22 protein-coding genes are annotated in these 22,303 nt (G+C 63.1%); 13 read left to right on the top strand and 9 right to left on the bottom strand.

The window, feature by feature from the left end:
- Window positions 1–414: 414 nt before the first annotated feature.
- Window positions 415–636, top strand: a complete 222-nt coding sequence (locus V5B39_RS16675) for a hypothetical protein (RefSeq protein WP_332343993.1) — start codon at window positions 415–417, stop codon at window positions 634–636.
- A gap of 218 nt (window positions 637–854) precedes the next feature.
- Here V5B39_RS16675 and V5B39_RS16670 read toward each other — a convergent pair whose 3' ends face one another.
- Both V5B39_RS16670 and V5B39_RS16665 read right to left on the bottom strand, forming a co-directional pair.
- Window positions 855–1,133: a hypothetical protein gene (locus V5B39_RS16670; protein WP_332343992.1), complete on the bottom strand. Its 279-nt coding sequence runs from the start codon at window positions 1,131–1,133 to the stop codon at window positions 855–857.
- Between the two features lie 17 nt (window positions 1,134–1,150).
- Complete coding sequence (locus V5B39_RS16665) at window positions 1,151–1,963, bottom strand: NUDIX hydrolase (protein ID WP_332343991.1); 813 nt, start codon at window positions 1,961–1,963, stop codon at window positions 1,151–1,153.
- A gap of 431 nt (window positions 1,964–2,394) precedes the next feature.
- Here V5B39_RS16665 and V5B39_RS16660 point away from each other — a divergent pair, with 431 nt between their 5' ends.
- The 7 genes from V5B39_RS16660 (at window position 2,395) to bioD (ending at window position 8,923) form a co-directional block, all read left to right on the top strand.
- Window positions 2,395–2,889 (top strand): Uma2 family endonuclease, encoded by a 495-nt coding sequence (locus V5B39_RS16660; RefSeq protein ID WP_332343990.1) that lies wholly within the window; start codon window positions 2,395–2,397, stop codon window positions 2,887–2,889.
- A 149-nt stretch (window positions 2,890–3,038) separates the two neighbouring features.
- The gene (locus V5B39_RS16655) at window positions 3,039–4,214 is read left to right on the top strand and encodes a DUF2863 family protein (protein ID WP_332343989.1); all 1,176 of its coding nucleotides are present in this window, start codon (window positions 3,039–3,041) and stop codon (window positions 4,212–4,214) included.
- 7 nt (window positions 4,215–4,221) lie between these two features.
- Complete coding sequence (gene bioA, locus V5B39_RS16650; RefSeq protein ID WP_332343988.1) at window positions 4,222–5,547, top strand: adenosylmethionine--8-amino-7-oxononanoate transaminase; 1,326 nt, start codon at window positions 4,222–4,224, stop codon at window positions 5,545–5,547.
- Window positions 5,544–6,698, top strand: a complete 1,155-nt coding sequence (gene bioF / locus V5B39_RS16645; RefSeq protein ID WP_332343987.1) for an 8-amino-7-oxononanoate synthase — start codon at window positions 5,544–5,546, stop codon at window positions 6,696–6,698. The genes bioA and bioF overlap by 4 nt, the downstream gene beginning before the upstream one ends.
- The gene (locus V5B39_RS16640) at window positions 6,695–7,459 is read left to right on the top strand and encodes an alpha/beta fold hydrolase (RefSeq protein WP_332343986.1); all 765 of its coding nucleotides are present in this window, start codon (window positions 6,695–6,697) and stop codon (window positions 7,457–7,459) included. Before bioF ends, V5B39_RS16640 begins: the two co-directional genes overlap by 4 nt.
- Window positions 7,440–8,210: a malonyl-ACP O-methyltransferase BioC gene (gene bioC, locus V5B39_RS16635; protein ID WP_332343985.1), complete on the top strand. Its 771-nt coding sequence runs from the start codon at window positions 7,440–7,442 to the stop codon at window positions 8,208–8,210. The genes V5B39_RS16640 and bioC overlap by 20 nt, the downstream gene beginning before the upstream one ends.
- Window positions 8,207–8,923 (top strand): dethiobiotin synthase, encoded by a 717-nt coding sequence (gene bioD / locus V5B39_RS16630; protein ID WP_434735710.1) that lies wholly within the window; start codon window positions 8,207–8,209, stop codon window positions 8,921–8,923. Before bioC ends, bioD begins: the two co-directional genes overlap by 4 nt.
- A 102-nt stretch (window positions 8,924–9,025) precedes the next feature.
- Here the strand turns inward: bioD and V5B39_RS16625 are convergent, their stop codons facing one another.
- The 7 genes from V5B39_RS16625 to V5B39_RS16595 form a co-directional block, all read right to left on the bottom strand.
- Window positions 9,026–9,670 carry a LysE family translocator gene (locus V5B39_RS16625; RefSeq protein ID WP_332343983.1) on the bottom strand — a complete coding sequence of 215 codons (645 nt, stop codon included), beginning with the start codon at window positions 9,668–9,670 and terminating at the stop codon, window positions 9,026–9,028.
- A 270-nt stretch (window positions 9,671–9,940) separates the two neighbouring features.
- Window positions 9,941–10,747 (bottom strand): phosphate ABC transporter ATP-binding protein, encoded by an 807-nt coding sequence (locus V5B39_RS16620; RefSeq protein ID WP_332343982.1) that lies wholly within the window; start codon window positions 10,745–10,747, stop codon window positions 9,941–9,943.
- Window positions 10,748–10,834: 87 nt separating this feature from the next.
- Window positions 10,835–11,650, bottom strand: a complete 816-nt coding sequence (locus V5B39_RS16615) for a phosphate ABC transporter ATP-binding protein (protein ID WP_332343981.1) — start codon at window positions 11,648–11,650, stop codon at window positions 10,835–10,837.
- Window positions 11,644–12,534, bottom strand: a complete 891-nt coding sequence (gene pstA, locus V5B39_RS16610; RefSeq protein ID WP_332343980.1) for a phosphate ABC transporter permease PstA — start codon at window positions 12,532–12,534, stop codon at window positions 11,644–11,646. Before pstA ends, V5B39_RS16615 begins: the two co-directional genes overlap by 7 nt.
- Window positions 12,535–12,539: 5 nt before the next feature.
- Window positions 12,540–13,490 carry a phosphate ABC transporter permease subunit PstC gene (gene pstC, locus V5B39_RS16605; RefSeq protein ID WP_332343979.1) on the bottom strand — a complete coding sequence of 317 codons (951 nt, stop codon included), beginning with the start codon at window positions 13,488–13,490 and terminating at the stop codon, window positions 12,540–12,542.
- A 1-nt stretch (window position 13,491) separates the two neighbouring features.
- Entirely contained in the window at window positions 13,492–14,553 is a 1,062-nt protein-coding gene (locus V5B39_RS16600) for a PhoU domain-containing protein (RefSeq protein ID WP_332343978.1), read from the bottom strand.
- Between the two features lie 76 nt (window positions 14,554–14,629).
- Entirely contained in the window at window positions 14,630–15,505 is an 876-nt protein-coding gene (locus V5B39_RS16595; RefSeq protein WP_332343977.1) for a phosphate ABC transporter substrate-binding protein, read from the bottom strand.
- A gap of 281 nt (window positions 15,506–15,786) precedes the next feature.
- On the opposite strand from V5B39_RS16595, the gene V5B39_RS16590 reads away from it, so the two are divergent.
- From V5B39_RS16590 to mads3, 5 genes are all read left to right on the top strand, one after another.
- Window positions 15,787–17,373, top strand: coding sequence for a sensor histidine kinase (locus V5B39_RS16590; protein WP_332343976.1), 1,587 nt, complete (start codon window positions 15,787–15,789; stop codon window positions 17,371–17,373).
- Window positions 17,363–17,986: a response regulator transcription factor gene (locus V5B39_RS16585; protein WP_332343975.1), complete on the top strand. Its 624-nt coding sequence runs from the start codon at window positions 17,363–17,365 to the stop codon at window positions 17,984–17,986. The genes V5B39_RS16590 and V5B39_RS16585 overlap by 11 nt, the downstream gene beginning before the upstream one ends.
- Window positions 17,987–18,281: 295 nt before the next feature.
- On the top strand, window positions 18,282–19,307 hold the full coding sequence (locus tag V5B39_RS16580) for a 2OG-Fe(II) oxygenase (protein WP_332343974.1): 1,026 nt from the start codon (window positions 18,282–18,284) through the stop codon (window positions 19,305–19,307).
- Window positions 19,308–19,376: 69 nt separating this feature from the next.
- Window positions 19,377–20,510: a hypothetical protein gene (locus V5B39_RS16575; RefSeq protein ID WP_332343973.1), complete on the top strand. Its 1,134-nt coding sequence runs from the start codon at window positions 19,377–19,379 to the stop codon at window positions 20,508–20,510.
- 221 nt (window positions 20,511–20,731) lie between these two features.
- A complete protein-coding gene (gene mads3, locus V5B39_RS16570) occupies window positions 20,732–22,012 on the top strand; it encodes a methylation-associated defense system AAA family ATPase MAD3 (protein WP_332343972.1) in 1,281 nt (426 codons plus the stop codon).
- The last annotated feature ends 291 nt before the right edge of the window (window positions 22,013–22,303 follow it).

Below are 22,303 nucleotides of genomic sequence, written 5' to 3'. Positions count from 1 at the left end.
ACCACCCCGAGCAAGCTTTCAAAACGGGCACGTAGCACCGGGTGATCGTTGAGCCGCTGTAAAAAGGCAAGGTCTTGTTCTGGCAGGGGGGCATAGTTGGCTCCTCAAGGACATCATGACGGACATCAAGAGGGGAATTGTATGCCGCGCATCACTTTGAATCACACCCGGTGCTTTGTGCGCCAGTGGTTGCCGTCAAGCTGTGGGCGCAACGCTACAACGTCTGGGGTGCCTACGACCCAATCCGGCAGGAGGCCGTCACGCTGACCAACGACACCGTTGTCAATTCGGCAGGTGGGCTCGGCGGCGGCCGTGGAGGCTCCACGTGGATGGTCCCGAGCGCTACTTCCTGCGTACGCACTCCTGGAATCTGTTCATCGCTCGCCAAACGTCTAAGTAAGCGTCGTGCCGGTCGTGCTCAGTCACCTCATTCTTGAAGTTCCCGTATCGGATGCTCCGCACCGATTCAGCGATCGCATCCGCGACCTGGTCGCGCTGGATTCGAGCGCGGTATCGGTAGTCCGTGCCGGTACCCTCGACGACCTTGGCGTCCGGGAATACCCGCTCGATGTCGCCCTGCCTGCGGGCTCGAACCAGCAAGGTGTCGCCGGTTGGGTCGCCCTTATCGACGATTGAGAGAAATGAATCGGCCAGGAAAATCCACATGCTGTTACCTCTTTCAGTTATCCGGCGCTGAACGGTGCCACGCAGGTACCGCCCTTCTTCACGTAGCCGGGGTTGTGCGACTTCATGAGTAGGATGTGCTGGGTCATTTCGTCGCACTTCCCCGAGGAAGACCGAAAATCGCTGTGATATAAAACGCAACGATCCGGTCTGTCTCTGACTGAAACGCTTCATCTCCCGGCTTTATCGGACTCGTACTGGATGTACGCCCCGATGAATCCCCCAAGCATCTTGAGCATGACCCGTTCCACCGCGTCTGCTGGATCGCCTTCGACCCCGGCGCGTTTCACCAGCGCGACGCCCAAGTGACGGACAGAGAACCAAGGCGATGCACTGAACTTTGGGTTTTGACCGTAGAACACGTTCTGCAGCGACGAAGCGATACTCGAAACCTCGGCAACGACATCGACCGGCTGGCCGGTAAGCTGCCGGTGTCGCAAATCGACCACGCGCTTCAGACCCTCTCTCAGGACCTTCTCGACGACATCGGGGTTCCCAAGTAGGGTTTCCCTTCCGGAACCGGAATAGATGGGCCGTTCGAGTCTGCTGCCGTAGCCTTCCTCGATACCAGCCCGGCACCGACCATCTTTGCCAGCGGGTGGTCGACGTCCCGATTCAGAACGCTGTACAGCTTGTCCTTCGGAACCAGGGAGACCGCTTGCGATTCCCAGCCCATGGCGGCCGGCGTGCCGCCGATACGGCGAGCGCGGTAGTACCGGCAGACCGACGTGGTGCGCTCCACGTCCATCAGGTAACCGGTGATCGCGACCTGAAGGCCAGACTCTTCGAAGGCTTCCTTGATGGCGACCGCCTGGAACGACAAGTCTTCTGACGGCTCAATCGTGCCCTTCGGGAAGGTTGCCTTGTAGCCACCGAAGGCGTTGCTCGGGTGGATAACCCATACCCGACCGTCCGGCTCCTCGATGACGACGCCAGCCGCAGCATGTTTGTTCAGTCCGACATGCAACATCGGCTCGATCAGATTGTCGTTCTGGCCGGGCACGTTCTCCCAGCCCGTCGGTGTCGTCGGCGCATCTTTCCAGGGCGAGAACGGGATTCCGTTGATGGCCTTCGGAAGCCGGCCGCCAGGCGTCACCGTGGCGACGTGGGATTCACCGAGCCATGCCTCTGGCTCAGAGTCGGCGCTCGGCGAGTGCAGTGCAACCGGCTGGCCGTTGTGGTCCAGCTTCGGATGGAATGTTTTCATGGCGCTCCCGTTGATCAATGATGGCGAGACAATGCCACACTCCCGGTTGGCAATAAAGCGCTTGAAGCTCATCGCCTATCAATAAGTGACCCGGAGCATTGGAGTTTCAGAAAGCTCCAACGCAGCTCGGTGTCTTGGTTCACACGGGCTTGCGCCGCCTGAAGCGCTGCCTGCAAAACAGCCTCCCTTTGCCCACCTTTACTATGGAAGTCGTGAGCGACTCTCGAATCTCCCCTCCCCCTCGCGGGGGAGGGGAAACGGTCATGACTTTCATCATCGGGGGTATCTTGCAAAGTCATGACCGTTTGTGGACCGGGGTAGAGTGATAGGTGATGAGCGATTGACCATGGTTGTTGGGGGAGCCTATACTCGCCGGGGTATGGCTGGATTTCCTATCTCTTTTCCAGTGAGACTTGGCAGTGTGCCTACATCAAGCATTGCGGACAGGATGGGTACCCCGTCCGGCCTGGGCAAAGTTATTAACTTGAAGGCATCTGGCAATCATGAGTCTATCACCCATCCTTCTTCAAGCCAGCGAGCTTGGGATTCGCCTTGAAATCGTCAACGGCCTGCCAATCTGGGAGGCTCAGCCTGTATATCGTCATCAGAAACAGATCGAACGCATTGTCCAGGGTATCACCAGAAATGATCAGCTTAAATCGGGATGTGCATGCATCCATGCCGTGGATGTCTATATCCAGTTCCCTAATGGACTAAAACGGCCCGATATCTCGATCTTTTGTCGAGAGCCCAGCGAGGAAGAGCAGGATTCGGCACTGACCATGATTCCCGAGGCGGTCATCGAGGTGGTCAGCAAAGGATTTGAAGCCAAGGATCTGGAAATTGGCCCGCCCTTTTATTTGTCGCAAGGCGTCAAGGATGTGATCGTCTTCGATCCGCTGACGCTATTGGTCCTCCATGTACGCAAACACCACACGACGCGGCAAGTATCTCCTGTCGTCCTGGAATTGGAGTGTGGCTGCCAGGTCCTGGTGTAATTGCCGCTGTGACGTGAATGGCGAGGAAAAAAGGGAACACATCGCCATCCACCCAACACTTTCGTTGCTCCCCGAAGCTGCATGCGCGCCAACGCCCAGCCCGCCAGCTTGGTACAATGACGAATTGACCGTCCTGCAGGCTCCCGACCATGAAACGCAACCGCTTTACTTCCCGCAAGCGCATTTCGGCTGACGCCACCGAGCTGAGCCGTCTGGCCATCGGTCTTGCCGAATCCGGCAGCAAGCTTGAGGACCTGTTCTGGCAAAACCGTCTCGGGGAACTCGTCGACAAGCTGTTTCATGATGGTGCCGAGGACGACTTCACGGGTTCGCTGGACCGTCTGTTCGACGCACATGCCATGGCGCATGACGATCTCGCAGACACCATCGAGGCACACGCCGAGTCATGCGTGCTGTCGCATCTCGGGCAGGAGTTCGACATTCTGCTCTTTGCGGCACCACTGCTGGCCTGGTCGCGCTTTTCGATTCCCACCGTGACGATTCCGAGGAGCCTCCTGCAGACGCTGAAAGTGCACCTCGGCGCGCATGTCTTCGCTGCGGGTGCCCGGCTGGCGCTCGCCGATTATCTGTATAGCCCGGATCAACTGCCACACAGCTTCACCGATACCTGGCAACTGATGCAACAACTGGGGAGCGCCGCGATGGCCGGCAGCGACCTCGCTATCGATGCGTCGGGCATGCCCGAAACCAATCGCTTCCTTTCCGATACCCGTTACCTCGTCGGCGCACTGGCGGTTCGCCGTGGACAGTCCCTCTTTCGCTGGAACGAGGCCGACAAGAGCACCCGTGAGAGCGCCCTCAAGGAATGGCTGAGACAGGGCGGACCGTGCTTCGAAACCCTGCTCACCGGCTGTGCCTATGAACCCCTGCTGGCTGACGCCTACCACGCCGCCTGCCGGGCGGCCGACAGCGCTTCGCGCCCGTATTCGCTGAAGGCTTCGGTAGCATTTCTGCAGGCCACCCTCGGGCAGCCCGCCGAGAGCCTGCGCGCAGTCATCGGTGGCTTCCATGACAAGCGGCTTGAGGAGTACCGCATCGGTTTCGGCCCGCAAGACAGCGACCTGGTTTTTCACGGTGTCGTCTGGCCATTGCTGGGCATCGAGGATGAAACCACCGATGTCGCCGGCGAGATCGAAACCGCTTTGCGCAAATCCGGGATCAAGGATGTCGTCGCGCTCGACCAGCAGTTTCCCTACGAGTTCTGTGACGATTGTGGTGCGCCGCTCTATCCGAACATCGACGGCGATACCGTACACGCCGAGATGCCGGAGCAGAACAACGCGCCATCGCAGACCCTGCATTGAACCGATGATGAGCAATCGCGATCTGCTGCAACGCAGCCTCGATGCCGTCTGGCATCCGTGCACCCAGATGAAGCAGCATGCGACCGAGGCCCTGCCGCTGATTCCCATCGCCAGCGGCAAGGGAGTCTGGCTGTATGACTTCGACGGCCGGCGCTACCTCGACGGCATCAGCTCGTGGTGGGTCAACCTCTTCGGCCATTGCCATCCACGCATCAATGCGGCGCTGCGCGAACAACTCGATGAACTCGAACATGTCCTCCTCGCCGGCTGCACGCACCGGCCGGTGGTCGAACTTTCGGAGCGCTTGTCGGCACTCGCCGGCGGCATGCTCGGCCATTGTTTCTATGCTTCCGACGGTGCTTCGGCCACCGAAATCGCGCTCAAGATGTCTTTCCACTCCTGGCAGAACCGCGGTCGCCAGGACAAGCAGGAATTCCTGTGCCTGGCCGGCAGCTATCATGGCGAGACCATCGGTGCACTCGCGGTCACCGACGTCGCCTTGTTCAAGGATGCCTATGCACCGCTGATCCGCCCGGCCGGCATCGTGCCGACGCCCGATGCACGCCTCGCCGAAACGGGGGAAACCCCGGTCGAGGTCGCCCACCGCGCGGCTGCCGCACTCGAAAATCATCTCGAACAACACCATCGGCGCATCGCCGCGCTGATCGTCGAGCCGCTGATCCAGTGCGCCAGCGGCATGGCGATGTACGATCCGGAATACCTGCGTCTGGCGCGGATCCTCTGCGACCGCTACCAGGTGCATCTGATCTGTGACGAGATCGCCGTCGGTTGCGGGCGTACCGGCACCTTCTTTGCTCATCAGCAGGCAGCGATCCAGCCCGATTTCCTCTGCCTGTCGAAAGGCATCTCCGGCGGCTACCTGCCGCTGTCGATCGTGATGACCAGCGATGCGGTCTATGCGGATTTTTATGACGACCGGACCAGCCGCGGCTTTCTCCACTCGCACTCCTACACCGGCAACGCGCTGGCCTGCCGGGCAGCCCTGGCAACCCTCGACCTCTTCGCCGACGAGCAGGTGATCGACGCCAATCGCAGTCTCGCCGAGCATCTCGGCAACTGCCTGGCAGCGCTGGCCGGGCACCCGCAGGTGCGCCATCTCCGTCAGCGTGGCATGATCGCTGCCTTCGACGTGCACACCGACGATCCGGAGTTCTCGCAACGCTTCTACTGGCAGGCCCTGGCCAACGAAATCCTGCTGCGGCCGATCGGCAATACCGTCTATTTCATGCCGCCCTACGTGATCAGCCGCGATCAATGCGCGTTCCTCGTGGATCGCGCCCGCGCTGCACTCGAGGCGGCGCTCGGCAGATGATCTGGGAAGAACTGCAAGGCGAACTCGATACGCTGCAGCGCGACGGGCTCAAACGCCACCGCCGGACTCTCGAATGCCCTTGCGGACCGGCAGCCCGGCTTGACGGTCGCTCACTGCTCAGCTTCTGCAGCAACGATTACCTCGGCCTGGCCAATGACCCGGCGCTGATCGAAGCCGCCTGCGCCGGTGCCAGAGCCTGGGGCGTCGGCAGCGGTGCTTCGCATCTGGTCAGCGGCCATCTCGGCGCACACGCCGTGCTCGAGGAGAAGCTCGCCGTGTTCACCGGTTTTGCGCGTACCCTGCTCTTCTCGACCGGCTACCTGGCCAATCTGGGGATCGTTCCGGCGCTGGTCGGTCGGCACGACGCGGTGTTCGCCGACCGGCTCAACCATGCCTCCCTGATCGACGCCGTGCAGCTTTCGCGCGCCGACAGCCAGCGCTACCCGCACGGCGATCTGACGGCACTCGAACGCCTGCTCGCCGCGAGTCCGGCCAGACGCAAGCTGATCCTCAGCGACGCGGTGTTCAGCATGGACGGCGATCTCGCCCCCCTGCCCGGCCTGCTGGCACTCGCCGAGCGCTTCGATGCCTGGCTGGTGGTCGACGACGCGCATGGTTTCGGAGTCCTCGGCCGGCAGGGACGCGGCAGCCTCGACCATTTCAACCTTCCTGCAGCCAGGCGCCTCGTCTATATGGGCACCCTCGGCAAGGCCGCTGGCGCTGCCGGCGCTTTCGTCGCCGGTGACGCGACGGTGATCGAATGGCTGGAGCAGCGCGCGCGAAGCTACATCTTCACCACCGCCGCCAGTCCGGTCATCGCCTGCGCGCTGGCCGCCAGCCTCGACCTGATCGCTGCCGGAGATGCCCGTCGCCAGCATCTGTGGCAACTCGTCGCGCAGTTGCGCGCCGGACTCGCCGACACGCGCTGGCAGCTCCTGCCTTCACCGACGGCGATCCAGCCGGTGATCATCGGCGACAACCAGGATGCCCTGCGGATTGCCAGCGCACTTTTCGAGCGTGGCCTGTGGGTACCGGCGATCCGACCGCCGACGGTGCCCAGGGGAAGCGCGCGTCTGCGCGTATCGCTGACCGCGGCCCACCACGAAGCCGATCTGGCCCGGCTGATCGACGCCCTGCGAGCGCTGGCATGACCATGCTCATCGGCCAGGTTCCTGACCTCGCGCTGGTGCACGGCTGGGGGCTCGGCCGCGCCGTCTGGCAAACGCTGCTCGCGCCCTTGTCGCGATCCTGCCGGGTATACCCCGTCGATCTCCCCGGCTACGGCCAGTTACCGGCCAGCGGTGCGGATTTCACCGAAACCGCACGGAACCTGATCGACGCACTCCCCGCTTCGGTGATCCTCTGTGGCTGGTCACTCGGTGCCATGCTGGCCATGCGCGCCGCCCTGCTCGCACCGCAACGCGTCGCCGGCCTGGTGCTGGTCGGCGCCACCGCCAGTTTCATCCAGCGCGACGACTGGCAGCAGGCGCAGGCACCGGAACTGCTCGACAGCTTCTCGGAAAGTATCCGGCAGCAACCGGAACAGGCCCTGCAGCGTTTCGTCGGGCTGCTGAACCAGGGCGATGGGCAGGCACGGGCGCTTGGCCGCACGCTGCGCGCCGGCCTGCGCACCGGCCGGCTGCCTGACCCGGAAACGCTGCGCCGCGGCCTTGACTGGCTTCGGGATATCGACCTGCGTTCGCTGCTGCCGAAGATTGCGACACCGAGCCTGCTCATCCACGGCGACCAGGACCCGCTCAACCCGCTCGCGGCGGCGAAGGCCCTGGCGCAAGTGATGCCGAACGCGCGCCTGGCGGTGTTCGCCGGCGCCGCGCACGCCCCCTTCCTTGCCGATCCCGATCGCTTCGTCGCCCTGCTGGACGATTTCTGCCATGCCCGCACCGCCCTCTAGGCAGCGTGTCCGCGAATCCTTCGACCGCGCTGCAGCCTCCTATGACGATGCTGCGGTACTGCAGCGACAGGTTTGCGAATCGTTGCTGGCAGGTTTCACATCCAGTCCGGAACCGACCCGCATCCTTGACGCCGGCTGCGGTACCGGTTACGGCGCCCGCCTGTTGCGCAAGCGCTGGCCAGACGCGACGATTACCGCGGTAGACTTCGCGCCGGCGATGCTGGCCCGGGCACGCCAGGAGGCTGACCTTTGCCTGGCTGCCGACATCGAGGCCCTGCCCTGCCAGACGGACGGTTATACGACCTGGTGGTCGAATCTGACCGTGCAGTGGTGCGCTGTCGACCCGGTTTTCCGGGAAGCGTGGCGTGTCCTTCAGCCAGGCGGACAACTGGCGTTGAGCACGCTCGGTCCCGGCACCTTCGACGAGCTGCGCACGGCCTTCAGCGGCATCGACCGCTACCGCCACACCCTGACTTTCAGCGAACCGGCGACGATCGAAGCGGCGCTGGCAGGCGCCGGCTTCTGCGAAATCCACCTGCACCGCGAGACCATCAGCCTGCACTACCCCGACCTGAAAACTTTGTTGCGCGCGGTCAAGGACATCGGTGCCCACTCGGTCGGCGAAGGTGCGCGCAGCGGCCTGCTCGGACGTGCCGCCTGGCAACGGGTGCAGATCGCCTACGAAGCGCACCGCACGGCCGCCGGCCTGCCGGCGCGTTACGACGTGCTTCTTGCTTACGCCAGAAAATGACCGTGACAGACCCACGCGGCTGGTTCATCACCGGCACCGATACCGAGATCGGCAAGACTTTCGTCGCCTGCGCGCTGCTGCACGCCTGCCGTCAGGCCGGGCTGAGCGCAGTGGCGATGAAACCGGTCGCCGCCGGCCTCGATGCGCAGGGTCGCAACGAGGACGTCGAATGCCTGCTCGCGGCTTCGTCGATCCAGCCCGCACGTTCGCTGGTCAATCCCTACGGATTCGGCGCTGCGATCGCGCCGCACATCGCCGCTGCTGAAGAAGGCCGGAGCATCGAGCTGCCGCGCATCGCCACGTCATTTGCCGAACTGCAGACCCTCGCCGACGTGGTTCTCGTCGAAGGGGTCGGCGGTTTCCGTGTGCCGCTCGGCGCTGACTGCGACACCGCCGATCTGGCGGTGATGCTCCGCTTGCCGGTGATTCTCGTCGTCGGCATGCGCCTCGGGTGCATCAACCATGCGCTGCTGACCCAGCAGGCGATCGTTGCCTGCGGCCTGTCACTGGCCGGTTGGGTGGCGAACCATATCGATCCGGCGATGTCCCGTTTCAGCGAGAACCTGGCGGCACTGCAGCAACGGCTGGCAGCGCCACTGCTCGGCGTCGTCGCACATGGCACGACACCCGCAGAAGCCGCGCACCGGCTGCAGTTACCGGCCATGGAGCGGCCCTTGCCACGCCCGCCGGCCAACCTATCGTCGGATCAATGACCACCTGGACCTGGAAATCATGGTCATTTCCTCGCGCAAGAGCACTCCTATCCGCGATTCTCCATAACCAGTCACCGGAGCGCCCTGACTGCAGTCTTGGGCCTATTTGCCAGCGCGCGACTCCGCGAGCGCAGTAAAGACACCAAGACCGATGAATAGGCCGCCACCAAGGCGCCGACCCATGCGGCGAGCAACGCTGCCGCGCAACGCGGGCGCGACCGCACCGGCGGCCAAAGCGTAGGCGCTGTCGGTTAGTGCGGCAATTGCTACGAAGAGAGACCCCAGCGCTATGCTCTGAAACATGGGCGGTGCATCGGGACTCAGAAACTGCGGCAGAAAAGCAGCAAAGAAAACCGTGGTCTTGGGATTCAGCAGAGCAACGACGAAACCGTCACGGAAGACGCGCGTGAGTGACGTAGCGGCTGGCATGGCGACCAGATTCTCGATGGCGGAGGGGCGGAGCATTTGCACACCAAGATACACAAGGTATAGCGCGCCGGCATACTTGACCACGGAGAAGGCAAGGGACGAAACCGCAAACAGAGCAGCCAGGCCAACCGAGGCAGCAAGCGCGTTGCCGAGGTTGCCGAGAGCGACACCCACCACCGACACCAAACCAGACTGGCGCCCCTGCACAAGGCTGCGCGTAACGATGTACAGCACGCCCGGCCCAGGCGTCATTGCGAGGACAAAGCTCGCCAGAAGGAATGCCGAGAACAGTGGCCAGGACGGAAAGATATCAGTCATTTCGGTAACCTTGAATAGGCTCAATGATACGCGTCACCTGCAGGAAAAATTTTAGCATCAATGGATCGCATGAACTCGACTCCCCGGACGAAGTCGCGGAGTGATGCCAAGCCCAGCCAGCGGGTCTGCCGGGTTCGCCGTCGCGCTAGCGGCCGGGGAGGCCGCAACGATGCTGGTCCAGCACCGCTCCGCGCAAAGTCACGGGCAAGAACAAACCCGCCTGCGGCGCAAGCCAGGGAAGATTCGTGAGTCGCCGGCGCGACGCTCACATTAACCGTACCGCCCCTCGATGTAGTCGGCGGTTTCCTTGTGCGCCGGGGTGACGAACATCTCCTCGGTGCGTGCGTGTTCGATGACACGTCCCATCAGCATGAAGATGCATTCCTCGCTGGCACGCCGCGCCTGCGCCATGTTGTGGGTGACGATGAGGATCGTATATTCGCCACGCAGATCCCAGAGCAGCTCCTCGACGGCTTCGGTCCCCTTGGGATCGAGCGCCGAGCACGGTTCGTCCATCAGCAGAACCTTCGGTTTCACCGGCAGCAGGCGGGCGATGCACAGCTTCTGCTGTTCTTCGAGCGAAAGCTCGGTCGCCTTGCGCTTCAGGCGGTCCTTCACCTTGTCCCAGAGCAGCACCTGGCGCAGCGATTTTTCGACGATCTCGTCGGGCGTCCCCTGCTCCACCTCGCCACCGCCTTCGGCGTGCAACCGATGACTGAACAGGATGTTGTCACGGATCGAAATGGGAAGCGGATTCGGGCGCTGAAAAACCATCCCGACCTGCTTGCGCACCTGCACGAGTTCGACCCCAGGGTCGTAGATGTTTTCGTTCATGACCCGGATGCTGCCCTCGATGCGCACGTAGCCCAGCCGTTCGTTGATCCGGTTCACGCTGCGCAGGAAGGTGCTCTTGCCGCATCCCGACGGCCCGATCATCGAGGTGATGATGCCCTGGCGAATGCGTAGATCAACGTCGAAGAGGGCCTGAAAGGTTCCGTACCAGAGGTTGAGTCGCTGGCTGTCGATCGCATACTGGGGAGTCGGCTGCAGGAGCGCAGCAGTCTGTTCGATTTTCATCCTGGATCATATCCTTCGTTGGCAATGCCGGCATCGCCGGCGATTCGACGCCTGTTGTTGGCCACTTCCGACGGGGGCGCCCGGTGTCTAGCCGAACCTTCCCTCGACATAGTCGCGCGTTCGCTGGTCCTTGACCTCGCCGGTGAAGAGGTCTTCGGTGACGCCGATTTCGACGCACTCGCCGTTGAGAAAGAAAGCCGTCCGGTCGGCCAGCCGCCGCGCCTGCTGCACGAGGTTGGTCACCAGGATGATCGTCACTTCCTTGCGTAACTCCTTGAGCACGTCTTCGATGCGCATCGTCGTCACCGGGTCGACGGCAATCGAAAACTCGTCGAGCATCAGCAGGTCGGGGTCCTGCGACAGTGCCCTGGCGATCGTCAGCCGCTGTTGCTGGCCACCCGAGAGCAGACTGCCGAGCGCGTGCAGGCGGTCCTTGACCTCGTCCCAGAGCGCTGCGCGGGTCAGGCAGCGCTGGACGATGACGTCGAGTTCGGCCTTTTCCTTGATGCCGCGCAGGCGGGGCGACAGGGCAACGTTGTCGTAGACCGTCATCGGTAGACCCACCGGCAGCGGGAAGACCACCCCGATGCGACTGCGCAGCGCATAGTCGTTGTTCAGGCGGCGCGTGTCGCGCCCGTTGAAGCGAATCTCGCCGTCCACCCGCATGCCGGTGGTGAACACGTCCATGCGGTTGATCGCCTTGAGGAACGAGGTCTTGCCCGCGTTGGCAGGGCCGATGACGCCGAAGATCTCGTGTTCCCGAATCGACAGACTGACGTCGCGCAGCGCCACCGTACTGCCGTAACGGATCGTCAGTCTGCTCACTTCGAGCTTGTTCATAAACGCGGCGACCGCCGCCGTGGTCGCGCCGGTTGCCGGCGCAGCAGTGGCCAGATCTACCATTTCTTTTTCCCCCGCAGCCACATGCGGAAGGCGATCGAGACGCTGTTCATCGTCAACACGAGAGCGATCAGCACCAGTGCGACGCCAAACGGGACCTCCTCGGAGATTCCCGGCACCTGCGTTGCCGCGACGAACAGGTGCAGGGACAGCGCCATGGTCTGGTCGAAGACACTTTGCGGCAGGAATGGCGTGAAGAACACCGCACCGGTGAACATGATCGGCGCCGTCTCCCCGGCGGTGCGCGAGACTTCGAGAATGACGCCGGTCAGGATGCCGGTGATCGAGTTCGGGAGAACGACGCGGCGGATCGTCTGCCAGCGCGTCGCGCCCATGTTCCAGCACGCCTCGCGAAAGGCCTGCGGCACCGCCTGCAGCGACTCGCGAGTGGCGACGATGACCACCGGCATGGTCATCACCGCCAGCGTCAGGCTGGCAGCGAGGATGCTGGTGCCGAACTTGAAGAAGAGAACGAAGGCACCCAGGCCGAACAGGGCATGGACGATCGAGGGAACACCGGCGAGGTTGATGATCGCCAGGTTGATCGCCCGTGTAAACCAGTTGTCCCCGGCATACTCGCTGAGATAGATCGCCGCGAAGACGCCGATCGGCACCGACAGCAGCAAGGCGACGGTGACCAGCCAGACGGTCCCGAGCAGTGCCGGGAAAACCCCGCCGGTGCGCATGCCGTCGGTCGGCGCGGTAAACAGGAACTCCCAGGAAATCGCGCCACCGCCCTTGACCACCAGGGTGCCGAGGATCAGCAGCACCGGCGTGATCAGGAGCAGGGTCATCAGCCCGAAGAGCAGGCGGTAGCGTTGCTGCACGCGTGCGTTGCGCTGATTCAGGTCGCTGGCCTGAAACAGGGCGGGATTGGCGGTATTCATTGTGCTTAGCCCTTGCGGATGCCGCGCACGATCAGATCGGCGCTGAGGTTGATGATGAAGGTCACCAGGAAGAGGAAGATGCCGATGGTGAACAGCACCTGGTAGTGCTCGCCGCCGACGACCGCTTCGCCGAGTTCGGCGGCGATCGTCGCGGTGAGCGCACGCACCGAGTCGAAGAGGCTGTCCGGGATGTTCACCGCGTGACCGGTGGCCATCAGCACCGCCATCGTTTCCCCGAAGCCACGACCGACACCGAGCAGGACGCCGCCGAGCAGGCCATTCTTCGCCGCCGGCAGCACCACCTTGTAGATCACCTGCCAGCGGGTCGCGCCCATTGCCTCGGCCGCCTCGCGGTAGCGGTCGGGGACCGCCTTGAGAGCGTCCTCGGCGATCGAGGTCATGATCGGCGCCGCCATCAGGCCAAGGATGATGCCGGCGTTGAGGACGCAGAGACCGACCGGAATGTCGAACCACTTGATCAGCAGCGGATTCATGATCACCAGGCCGATGAACCCCCAGACCACCGACGGAATCGCAGCCAGCAGTTCGACCAGCACCTTGAGTGCCTCGCGCGTCTTGCCGCTGGCGAACTCGGCGATGTAGATCGCGGCGCCGAGCGAGAACGGCACCGCGACCAGCATCGCCAGCCCGGTGACGCTCGCCGTTCCGGCCATCAGCGCGAGGATGCCGTACTCGGGGTCCTCGGCATCGCTCGGCGACCAGTAGGGAGTGAGGAAGAACTCGCGAAAATCCATCTTCTCGAAAACGAAACCGATTCCTTCCTTGGTGACGAAGAAGAAGATCCCGAGCACGAAGAGGATGGCCGAAATGCCGCAGACGAAGACGACACAGGCAGCGATCTTGTCGATGTACCAGTCGAGGTTGCGGCGGTCGAAGTCATCGCCGAGGCGATTGTCGGTGGCGCGGTTATCGAGCGCCTGTATGCTGGTGGCCATTTCAGTCGCTCTCCTGACCGCGCAGGGTGGTCATCAGGTTGCTGACCAGCGCAGCGATCTCGCGGCTGAGGAGCCGCAGGTCCGCCTGCCCGCTGGCAGGCTGCCCGGTCTGCCACTCGAGCGCCACCGTATGAAAGGGAATTTGCTCGATGTAAGAGCTGACCGGACCCTGCAAGCTGATGATGATCTGATAAGCGGCGAATTCCTGGTGATGGCTGGCGAGTGCCTGCGGCTGGTGGCGGTCGAGGTCGACCCCAAGTGCTTGCAGAAGAGCGATCGACTGAGGGTCCGTCACACCGGCGATCCGGCCGCGACTGTGATATTCGCCGGCGTCCGGAAAGTTCTTGCGCGCAATCGCCTCGGCGAGCGGGCCGAGCAGGCTGTTGTCCTCGTCGAGGAACAGGATGCGATGAAACTTCGGCCCCCTGCCCTCACCCGTGACCGCAAACACTGCGTCCTCGCAGATGTTCTTCGCCTGGTCGGAAACCCTCTCCAGCGAGTTGAACACCGTCAGGTAGGCGAACAGATCCTTGATGTTGAAGTGCTCCCCCTCGCCGAGCAGTTCGCCGAAAGCCAGGTCGAAGGTTCGCTCGACCTGATCGGCGATGCTCATCGTCGCCTTCGCCTTCTCGGCATTGCCATCGACGAAAGCGTCGACGGCCTGCTTCAGCATCTGCCGCGACTCGCTTGCTATCAGTTCGATCTCACGCGCCATGAGCCCCTGCGGGCGGGCCAGGCGCACCGCCTCGCGGCAGATCGTGACGGCGTAGTCGCCGACGCGCTCGAGCGCGACGTTGGTATGGACGACTGCCGACATCAGACGCAGATGCCCGCCGCTTGGCAGGTGTACCCCGATGAACGCATTGCACATCCGGTCCAGCTCGTTGCTGGCGGCGTTGGCCCGGTTGTCGGCCAGGATCGTGGCGTAGGCCAACGGGTCATCGTCGGCCAGCAGCGCATGCACGGCGTCGCCGAGGGCCTTCTCGACGAGTCCGGCAAGGAGAGCTACCTGTTGCCTGATCTTGAATAGATCCTTCTCGATACGTTCTTCGTAATGACTCATCGCTGGCTTCTTCCTCGGGAGCTGGAACATGGGCTAGGCACCGGTGGCGCGCCGGCAGTCCTGCCACAAACGGTGATTACTTGCAGGTGACCTTCTTCATCGGCGCGTAGCCTTCCTTCTCGATGATGCACTGGCCAGTGTTGCTCTTGATCCAGTCGAGATACTTCTTCACCTCGCCGGCCGGCTCGCCGTTGGTGTACATGAACAGCGGCCGAGCGATCGGATAGGTGCCGTCGAAGGCCGTCTGCTCGGTCGGCTTGACACAGGGCTTGCCGGCTGCCGGCGCGACGCAGAGCGCCTTCATATGGTCGGTGACGTAGGCCAGCCCGCTGTAGCCGATCGCGCAGGGAGTCTTCTCGACGAGGTCGGCGACATCCTTGGACCCGTGCATGTCGAGCGTCCCCTGGCGGAACTTGCCCTTCTCGCCGAGCACTGCTTCCTTGAAGTAGGCGTAGGTACCGGAATTGTTCTGCCGGCTGACGACGACGATCTCGCCCTTGCAGCCGGGAATGGTGACGCCAAGATCGCTCCACTTGCTGGCGCCGCCGTCCCGGCCGTAGATCTTCGCCAGGTCGGTGACGGTGATCGAGTCGGCCGGGAAGTTCTTGTGCACGAAGATGGCGAGCGCGTCGTAACCGATGATGTGCTCGACCGGTTGCCGGCCCTTGGATTGTGCCTCCTTGATCTCTTTCTCCGACATCTTGCGGCTGGAGTTGGCGATGTCGACGGTACCGTTGATCATCGCCGCAATGCCGGTGCCAGAACCGCCGCCGGAAACCGCCACGGCCACCTTGGGATTGACCTTGCCGTACTGTTCGGCCAGTGACTGGGCCGCATTGACGAGGGTGTCCGAGCCCTTGTTCTGGATCTCGGTTCTGGCGGATGCACCAGTGGCAGCCAGCGCGCCGACAGTGAGGACAGCCAGCTTGCGCAACATTGAGCGAGAGGTCATGAGATTCTCCGGGTAATTTCAGTGTGGTCGTTGTCGTTGGTCATGGGTCGCCTGCCGATGACAGGATGGAGGAGCATCATAGAAGACTCTTTGAAGCCTGAAAATTCGGTCGGCACCGTACGGGATACCGTTAGCGGATTGGGCATGCGACGAGCTCATCGGCTGCTCTGACGGCCAATGTTTGGCAAGAAAATAAGGGGAACCCGTACGTGATTCTGGCAATATCCAAACCGCCCGGGCACGGGCACAATGAGTGTCCGATCGACCTGAAGCGACCCCAAATGCCAAAGTTGGCAACCCGGCAACTCGGTTGGCGCGACACCTGGCTGCTCGTTGTCGGCTATGTCGCGCTCGACTGGGTGAGTCACCTCCATCCCCTGCACGGTCTCGATGTCACGCCATGGAGTCCGGCGCCGGCGCTTGGCCTGATTTTTCTCGTGCGCTACGGCGGCAGGGCCGTGCCACCGCTGGCGCTGGCGATTCTGGCTGCCGATGCCTGGGTGCGTGACCTGCCCCTGCCCTGGCTCCTGGCCTGCGGCCTTGCATTGCAACTCAGCGCCGGCTATTGGCTGATCGCGACGATTCTGCGGCAGCGGCTGGGCAGCAAAGGGATGTTTGCCGATCGGCGCGGCCTGATCAACTGGGTCACGATCGCGGTCATTGGCACCCTGTTCAACAGCCTGCTGTTCATTGCCGGTCTGGCCCTGACCGGCTTCCTGCCGCCGGCAACAGTAGTCGAGGCTTTCCTGCACTACTGGCTGGGCGACGTTGTCGGCGTTCTGGTTTCGATGCCTCTACTGTCGATGCTGCTCGACACGCGCGCTCGAGCCCGCCTGCGCCGGCTGCTGCTGGGCCGGGAATCGCTGAGTCTGGTGAGCACTGGCGGCGTCCTGGCGCTGGCCTTCGTCGCCGGCGAGATGACCGAGTTCAAGTACTTTTCGGTGTTTTTTCTGCCGATCGCCTGGGCAGCCGCCAGGCAGGGCCTGGTGGGTGCCGTGCTGACCATCGGACTGACCCAGGTAGGAGTGATCGTCGCCAGCCGCCTGCTCGGTCTTTCCGCCCCCACCCTGCTTGAGCTGGAAGTGCTGGTTCTGGTCCTCGCGCTATCGGGATTTTTCATCGGCGTCGTGGTTGACGAAAAACAGCGGCTGACTGCCGAACTGCAGCAGACGCTGCGCCTCGCCGCTGCCGGCGAAATGGCCGGCGCACTGTCACACGAACTGCATCAGCCGCTGACTGCCCTGCTGGCATACACCCGGGCATGCCAGCAATTGCTCGCCCAGGGCGAAAGCGGCGAGCGTTTGCGCGCGGTCATCGATCGCATCGTCGCCGAATCGCAGCGTGCGGCCGATGTGGTCAGTCGCCTGCGTGACTTCTTTCGTACCGGCACGACGCGACTCGAGCGAATCTGGTTGCGCGAGATCTTGTCCTCGGTGGCGGCGCGTTTCTCCGCACAGGCGAAGCAGCAGGAGATTGAACTGGTGCTCCACCCGGCACCCCCTTGTGCCTTATGGGCAGATCGGCTGCAGTTCGAAGTGGTCTTGCGCAACCTGCTTGCCAACGCTTTCGAGGCGGCTGCCGAACGCCCGCAGGGGGAGCAGCGTCAGGTACGCGTTTCGGCCTATCAGGAAGGCTCCGGACGCGTCTGTGTCATGGTTGAAGACAGCGGTCCCGGCGTCTCCGAGGAAATGGTGGAGCATCTGTTCGAAGCGTTTCATTCATCCAAGGCCAGCGGCCTTGGCCTGGGCCTCGCCATCAGCCGGGCGATCATCGAGGCGCACGGCGGCAGCCTGTGGGCAGAGGTAGCCGAACACGGCGTGTTCAAACTGGTCCTTCCCCTGGAGGAGAAAGCTGCCGATGGGAACTAGCCTGAATACTGTCTTCATCGTCGAGGACGATCAGTCGGTGCGCGATGCGCTGGGACTTCTGCTCGGCCTGCAGGGTTTTTCGGTCGTGCTGTTTGCCGACGCCGAGGGTTTCCTCGCCGCCCGCCATGCCGACTGGTCCGGTTGTCTGCTGATCGACATCCGCATGCCGGGGATGGACGGACTGACGCTGCAGAAGCGTCTCCTGGAAAGTGGGTGCTCGCTGCCGGTGATCGTGATGACCGGCCACGGAGATGTCGAATCGGCGCGACAGGCGTTTCGCGCACAGGCGGTCGACTTCATCGAGAAACCGATCGATCACGACAAGCTCCTGCGCGCGATCGACGAGGCCTTCAGCCGCCAGAGCGCGTCGCAGGAACAGCGCGATCGGCAGACTGAGGCCACACGCCTGCTGGCGACCCTGACCCCCCGCGAACGAGAAGTGATGGACCAAGTCGTTGCCGGCCGGCATAACCGCGACATCGCGCGCGCACTCGACATCAGCCCGCGAACCGTCGAGGTTCACAAGGCGAGACTGCTGGCCAAGTTGCGCGTCAACAGCATCGCCGACCTCGTTCGACTGAGTCTGCAGAATCGGGACACCGGCCAAGGCTGACAGCCTCGGCCGTGCCTGGTGATCGTTAACTCATACTCGTGAGTGCAGAGAGGCGGAGGGATCGCCTGGAAATGCTTAGACGTCGACGCCGCTTGCCTTATCATGGCGCACCCAGATCGCTGTTCCGAGTGGCTCCTGCAAGCCACCCGATCTGCCCTCTCCACCCACCCCTCGAACGAGACCGAATCCGATGTCAGACCTCTCACTGGCCCTGGCCAGCATCCTCTAGTCCGTCCAGCGCCCCGGCGATTTCCATGCCACCGGCCGAATCGACATTTTCACCCCGCAGCTCGAAGTGACGGGCGTCGGGCCGGTTGCGCTACCGCTCCTGCCGGCGCAGGCCGAGCAACTGGTCGCCGTTGCCGAGCACGCGCCCTACGGCCGCGGTGCCGACACCCTGATCGACACCCGTGTCCGGCGGACCTGGCAGATTGGCGCCGAGCACGTGCACATCGGCGGCCGCCACTGGGCGCAAAGCCTGGCGACGATCGTTGCCCGCAGCGCCGCAGGTCTCGGCGTGATGGAGCCCGTTGCGGCCGAGCTGTACAAGATGCTGATCTACGATGCCGGCAGTTTTTTCGTCCGGCATCGCGACACCGAAAAGGCGCCGGGGATGTTCGCCACCCTGGTCATCGTCCTGCCGTCGCTGCATACCGGTGGCGAGCTGCTGATCCGTCACCGCGACCGCGAGGTTTGCCTCGACCTCGCGTGCGAAGACGCTTCGGAGGTCGCTTTCGCCGCTTTCTACGCCGACTGCTGGCACGAAGTGCGGCCGATCAGCTCCGGCTACCGTCTGGTGCTGATCTACAACCTGATCCGCCAGGGTTCGGGGAAGCTACCCGAACCGCCTGCTTACGACGCCGAGGAAGATCGGGTCACGGACTTGCTGGGCCGCTGGGCGGCCAAGCTCGCGGCGGCGAGGAGTGACCCGCTAGGCGATTGCCCCGACAAGCTGATCTACCCCTTGGAACATGCCTATACTCCGGCGGAGGTCAGCTTCGCCACCCTGAAGAACGCTGACGCAGCCGTCGCGACGGTACTCGTCGCTGCTGCCCGGCGAGCGAATTGCGAACTCCATCTCGCCCGCCTGACGATCGAAGAGAGCGGTAGCGCCGAGTACTCGTATTCGGGGTCGCGGCGCGGCCGCTATTCGGAACCGGACGACGACGACTTCGAGGTCGGCGAGATTTACGATCGCTCGCTGACGCTCTCGGAATGGCAGACGCCCGACGGCAGCCAGCCGGAACTCGCCGACCTGCCGTTCAGCGAAGAGGAGATCTGCCCACCCGATGCGCTCGACGACGAAGAGCCCGATGATTAGCAGTTCTTCGAAGCCACGGGGAACGCCGGCGCGAGCTTCGAGCGCACCTATCACCGCGCCGCCCTCGTCGTGTGGCCGCAGGCTGGAAAACTCGGGGTCATCGCCGCAGCGGGTTGCGCCGTGTTCCTGCCCTACCTGGCAGGACTGGCCCGGCTCTGGGCCGAGAGCGGCGACGACCCGGCGGCGCCCGAGTGGCAACAGGCCCATCGCCTGGCCCGGCTGGTGATCGACAACGCCGCCAACTGGCCCATCCCGAGCTGGCCGTCGACCAGCAGCACGGGCAGGTCGGCCACCCTGCTGGCCACTCTGAACCGCTTGCAGGACACCGAAAACATCGCCTTGTTGTTGGCCAACCTGACCGCCCAAGGCTATTACGACAGCCTCGACAACGAGCCCCTGGCCAACGCCGTTGCGTTGCTGCCGCCCGCACAGGCGGCCGATCTGATCGAACGCATCATCGTCAGGAACGCGCCCAACCAGCCGAGCGCCTGCGCCGAACTGCTCAACCGGATCGCTGTACGATTTTCGGCCGACCCGACGGCCGCTGGCGGTGACACGCTGCTCGGACCCGCAGCGACGGCGCTGCTCGCGGCCTTGCCGGGTGACCCGGCAAGGCCGCGCCAAGCACCAGCCTGGTCACGACCGTTCGCGCTGACCCCGGCGATGGTCGTCGATCTGCTCACCGCCCTGCGGCTTCTCGGCGCACTGCCGCTGGCCGAGCGCGCTGTCGACCACCTGCTGGCGTGGCCCGCCACCTTCGCGGTCGACGACATGCTCGTTCCCGCCGCCCTGCGGCTGGCGGAACAGGGCGGTGATGTGCGCGACTGGCCGCCGACCCGGCGTCTTGCTGCCGCCTGCCTCGACCACCTTGACCAGCGCATCGCCGAGCCGCTGACTGCGCCGGCGGATTTCTCCCGTCCGAGCCGGATTGCCTGCAAGTGCAACCCTTGTGCCGAACTCTCCGCCTTCCTCGCCGATCCGATGCGCAAGGTCTGGACATTCAAGGCCGCCGAGATTCACCGCAGCCATGTCGAAAGCTCGATTCGCAACCATGACTGTGACCTGAATCTGGAGACCGACCGCCGCGGTCGCCCCTATGCGCTGGTGTGTACGAAGAACCAGGCCAGCTACCTGCGGCGGGTAGCGCAGCGCAAGAAGGACCTCGAAGATCAGGCCCGCCTGACGATGGCGCCCGTAGCCTGAGAAGAGCGGGCGTAGGGCGAAACGGGCACGGGTTTATCCGAATTCTCCAAACCGTCATGACTTTCAAGACACCTCCGATGATGAAAGTCATGACCGTTTTCCCCTCCCCCTCCCACGCGAGGGAGAGGGGAAATTCGTGAGTCGCTCGCGACTTTCATCGTAGCCGAAAGGCACCTATACTCGCCGATATCGTCAAATCAATCGGCCTTTCCCTCGCTTCGATGTTTTCCCGTATTCAGACGCGCTATTTCCGCAGCCTCAAGGCAATCGACCAGGTATTGGCACCGATGCAGGCGCTGGTCGGACCCAATGCGAGTGGCAAGACGACCTTTCTTGACGTCATCGGTTTGTTGAGCGACTTGGTACGCCAACGGGGCGACGTGCGTCAGACCATCCTGTCACGCAGCGCGAGTTTCGACAAACTGATCTGGCAGGGACCCGAGCGGGACTCCAGCCCGAGAAACGCGTTCCAGCTTGCCGTCGAGGCACCCATACCGGCGGCCGTCCGCGCCCGCATGGCCGAGGACAAACGCCGCTTTACGGTGGTGCGCTACGAATTGGAAATCGGCTTCGACACGGCGAGCAATGAACTCGGTCTTAACCACGAAACGCTGTCCTTACGCTCAGGCAACGAGGACGAACTGCCCGCACAAAGGGACCTGTTTCCGTTGGCACGGCAAGACGCACCGTCAGTATTTGTGGGCAAGGGACGACCGGGTTTCAAGGTGGTCATGAAGAAGACGCCCGGTGGCAACGACAACTACTACACCGAGGGAACGAAATCGTATTCCCCGTCGTTTCGTCTCGGGCGAGGCAAGCTGGCCCTGGCTCACATACCTGCGGATGAGGCCAGCTTTCCGGTCAGTTCGTGGTTTCGCGATCTGCTCGAGACGGGGGTGCGGAAGGTGGTTCTGAACAGTCAGATCATTCGCCGAGCGAGTCCTCCAGGGTTGGGTCTCGACTTCCAGACGAATGGCGCAAACCTGCCATGGGTCATCGCCGAGTTACGGCGCGACGGACAGCGCTTCGAAGACTGGCTGGATCATGTACGAACCGCACTGGAAGACATCACCGACATCGACACGGTTGAACGCGAGGACGATCGCCACCGCTATCTGGTCATCAAGTACGCAAACGGTGCCGTCGTGCCATCGTGGCTAGCCTCCGACGGCACTCTGCGCCTGTTGGCATTGACGATAACGGCTTACTTGAAAGATCTCGACGGCGTCTTCCTGATCGAAGAGCCGGAAAATGGCATACATCCGCGCGCCATTGAGACAGTCATCCAGTCGCTATCGTCGATCTATGACGGTCAGGTGCTCGTTGCCACGCACAGCCCGGTTGCCCTGAACATGCTCGACCCCAGGCAGATCCTTTGTTTTGCAAAGGACCACACAGGCGCGACGGACATCGTTGCCGGCGACCGTCATCCCGCCTTGCAGCATTGGAAGCAAGGACAGTCGGATCTCGGTGTGCTATTTGCTGCCGGCATCCTGAGCTGAGACGACCTTGCAGGACCTTGTGGTGCTGGTTGCCGACAAGAACATGCAGTTTGCTCTGCAGGGGGTGCTGGGCCGACCACAGTCCTTGGGAACCCGACCGTTGACTTGGGAAATCCGCCCGCACATGGGTCGTGACGGCGGTGTGCGGACGAGCGGCGCGGACGTCCCCCTGTGTCAGACTAGTTGTCGCCTCGATAGGATCTGAAACCGGGGGCAATAACGAGGTGAGGAAATGGCAAGATACGGACAAGTGATGAAGGATCGGGTGGTAGCGAAGCTGTTACCACCGGA

The sequence above is a fragment of the Accumulibacter sp. genome (assembly GCF_036625275.1).
Lineage (GTDB): Bacteria > Pseudomonadota > Gammaproteobacteria > Burkholderiales > Rhodocyclaceae > Accumulibacter.
Note: the sequence above shows the minus strand (reverse complement) of the source record. Positions and strands in the feature narration are given on the sequence as shown.

Coding starts and splice junctions, on each gene's coding strand:
- V5B39_RS16665 (WP_332343991.1), bottom strand. CDS start 1,963: ATGAGCTTCAAGCGCTTTATTGCCAACCGGGAGTGTGGCATTGTCTCG.
- V5B39_RS16660 (WP_332343990.1), top strand. CDS start 2,395: ATGAGTCTATCACCCATCCTTCTTCAAGCCAGCGAGCTTGGGATTCGC.
- V5B39_RS16655 (WP_332343989.1), top strand. CDS start 3,039: ATGAAACGCAACCGCTTTACTTCCCGCAAGCGCATTTCGGCTGACGCC.
- bioA (WP_332343988.1), top strand. CDS start 4,222: ATGAGCAATCGCGATCTGCTGCAACGCAGCCTCGATGCCGTCTGGCAT.
- bioF (WP_332343987.1), top strand. CDS start 5,544: ATGATCTGGGAAGAACTGCAAGGCGAACTCGATACGCTGCAGCGCGAC.
- V5B39_RS16640 (WP_332343986.1), top strand. CDS start 6,695: ATGACCATGCTCATCGGCCAGGTTCCTGACCTCGCGCTGGTGCACGGC.
- bioC (WP_332343985.1), top strand. CDS start 7,440: ATGCCCGCACCGCCCTCTAGGCAGCGTGTCCGCGAATCCTTCGACCGC.
- bioD (WP_434735710.1), top strand. CDS start 8,207: ATGACCGTGACAGACCCACGCGGCTGGTTCATCACCGGCACCGATACC.
- V5B39_RS16625 (WP_332343983.1), bottom strand. CDS start 9,670: ATGACTGATATCTTTCCGTCCTGGCCACTGTTCTCGGCATTCCTTCTG.
- V5B39_RS16620 (WP_332343982.1), bottom strand. CDS start 10,747: ATGAAAATCGAACAGACTGCTGCGCTCCTGCAGCCGACTCCCCAGTAT.
- V5B39_RS16615 (WP_332343981.1), bottom strand. CDS start 11,650: ATGGTAGATCTGGCCACTGCTGCGCCGGCAACCGGCGCGACCACGGCG.
- pstA (WP_332343980.1), bottom strand. CDS start 12,534: ATGAATACCGCCAATCCCGCCCTGTTTCAGGCCAGCGACCTGAATCAG.
- pstC (WP_332343979.1), bottom strand. CDS start 13,490: ATGGCCACCAGCATACAGGCGCTCGATAACCGCGCCACCGACAATCGC.
- V5B39_RS16600 (WP_332343978.1), bottom strand. CDS start 14,553: ATGAGTCATTACGAAGAACGTATCGAGAAGGATCTATTCAAGATCAGG.
- V5B39_RS16595 (WP_332343977.1), bottom strand. CDS start 15,505: ATGACCTCTCGCTCAATGTTGCGCAAGCTGGCTGTCCTCACTGTCGGC.
- V5B39_RS16590 (WP_332343976.1), top strand. CDS start 15,787: ATGCCAAAGTTGGCAACCCGGCAACTCGGTTGGCGCGACACCTGGCTG.
- V5B39_RS16585 (WP_332343975.1), top strand. CDS start 17,363: ATGGGAACTAGCCTGAATACTGTCTTCATCGTCGAGGACGATCAGTCG.
- mads3 (WP_332343972.1), top strand. CDS start 20,732: ATGTTTTCCCGTATTCAGACGCGCTATTTCCGCAGCCTCAAGGCAATC.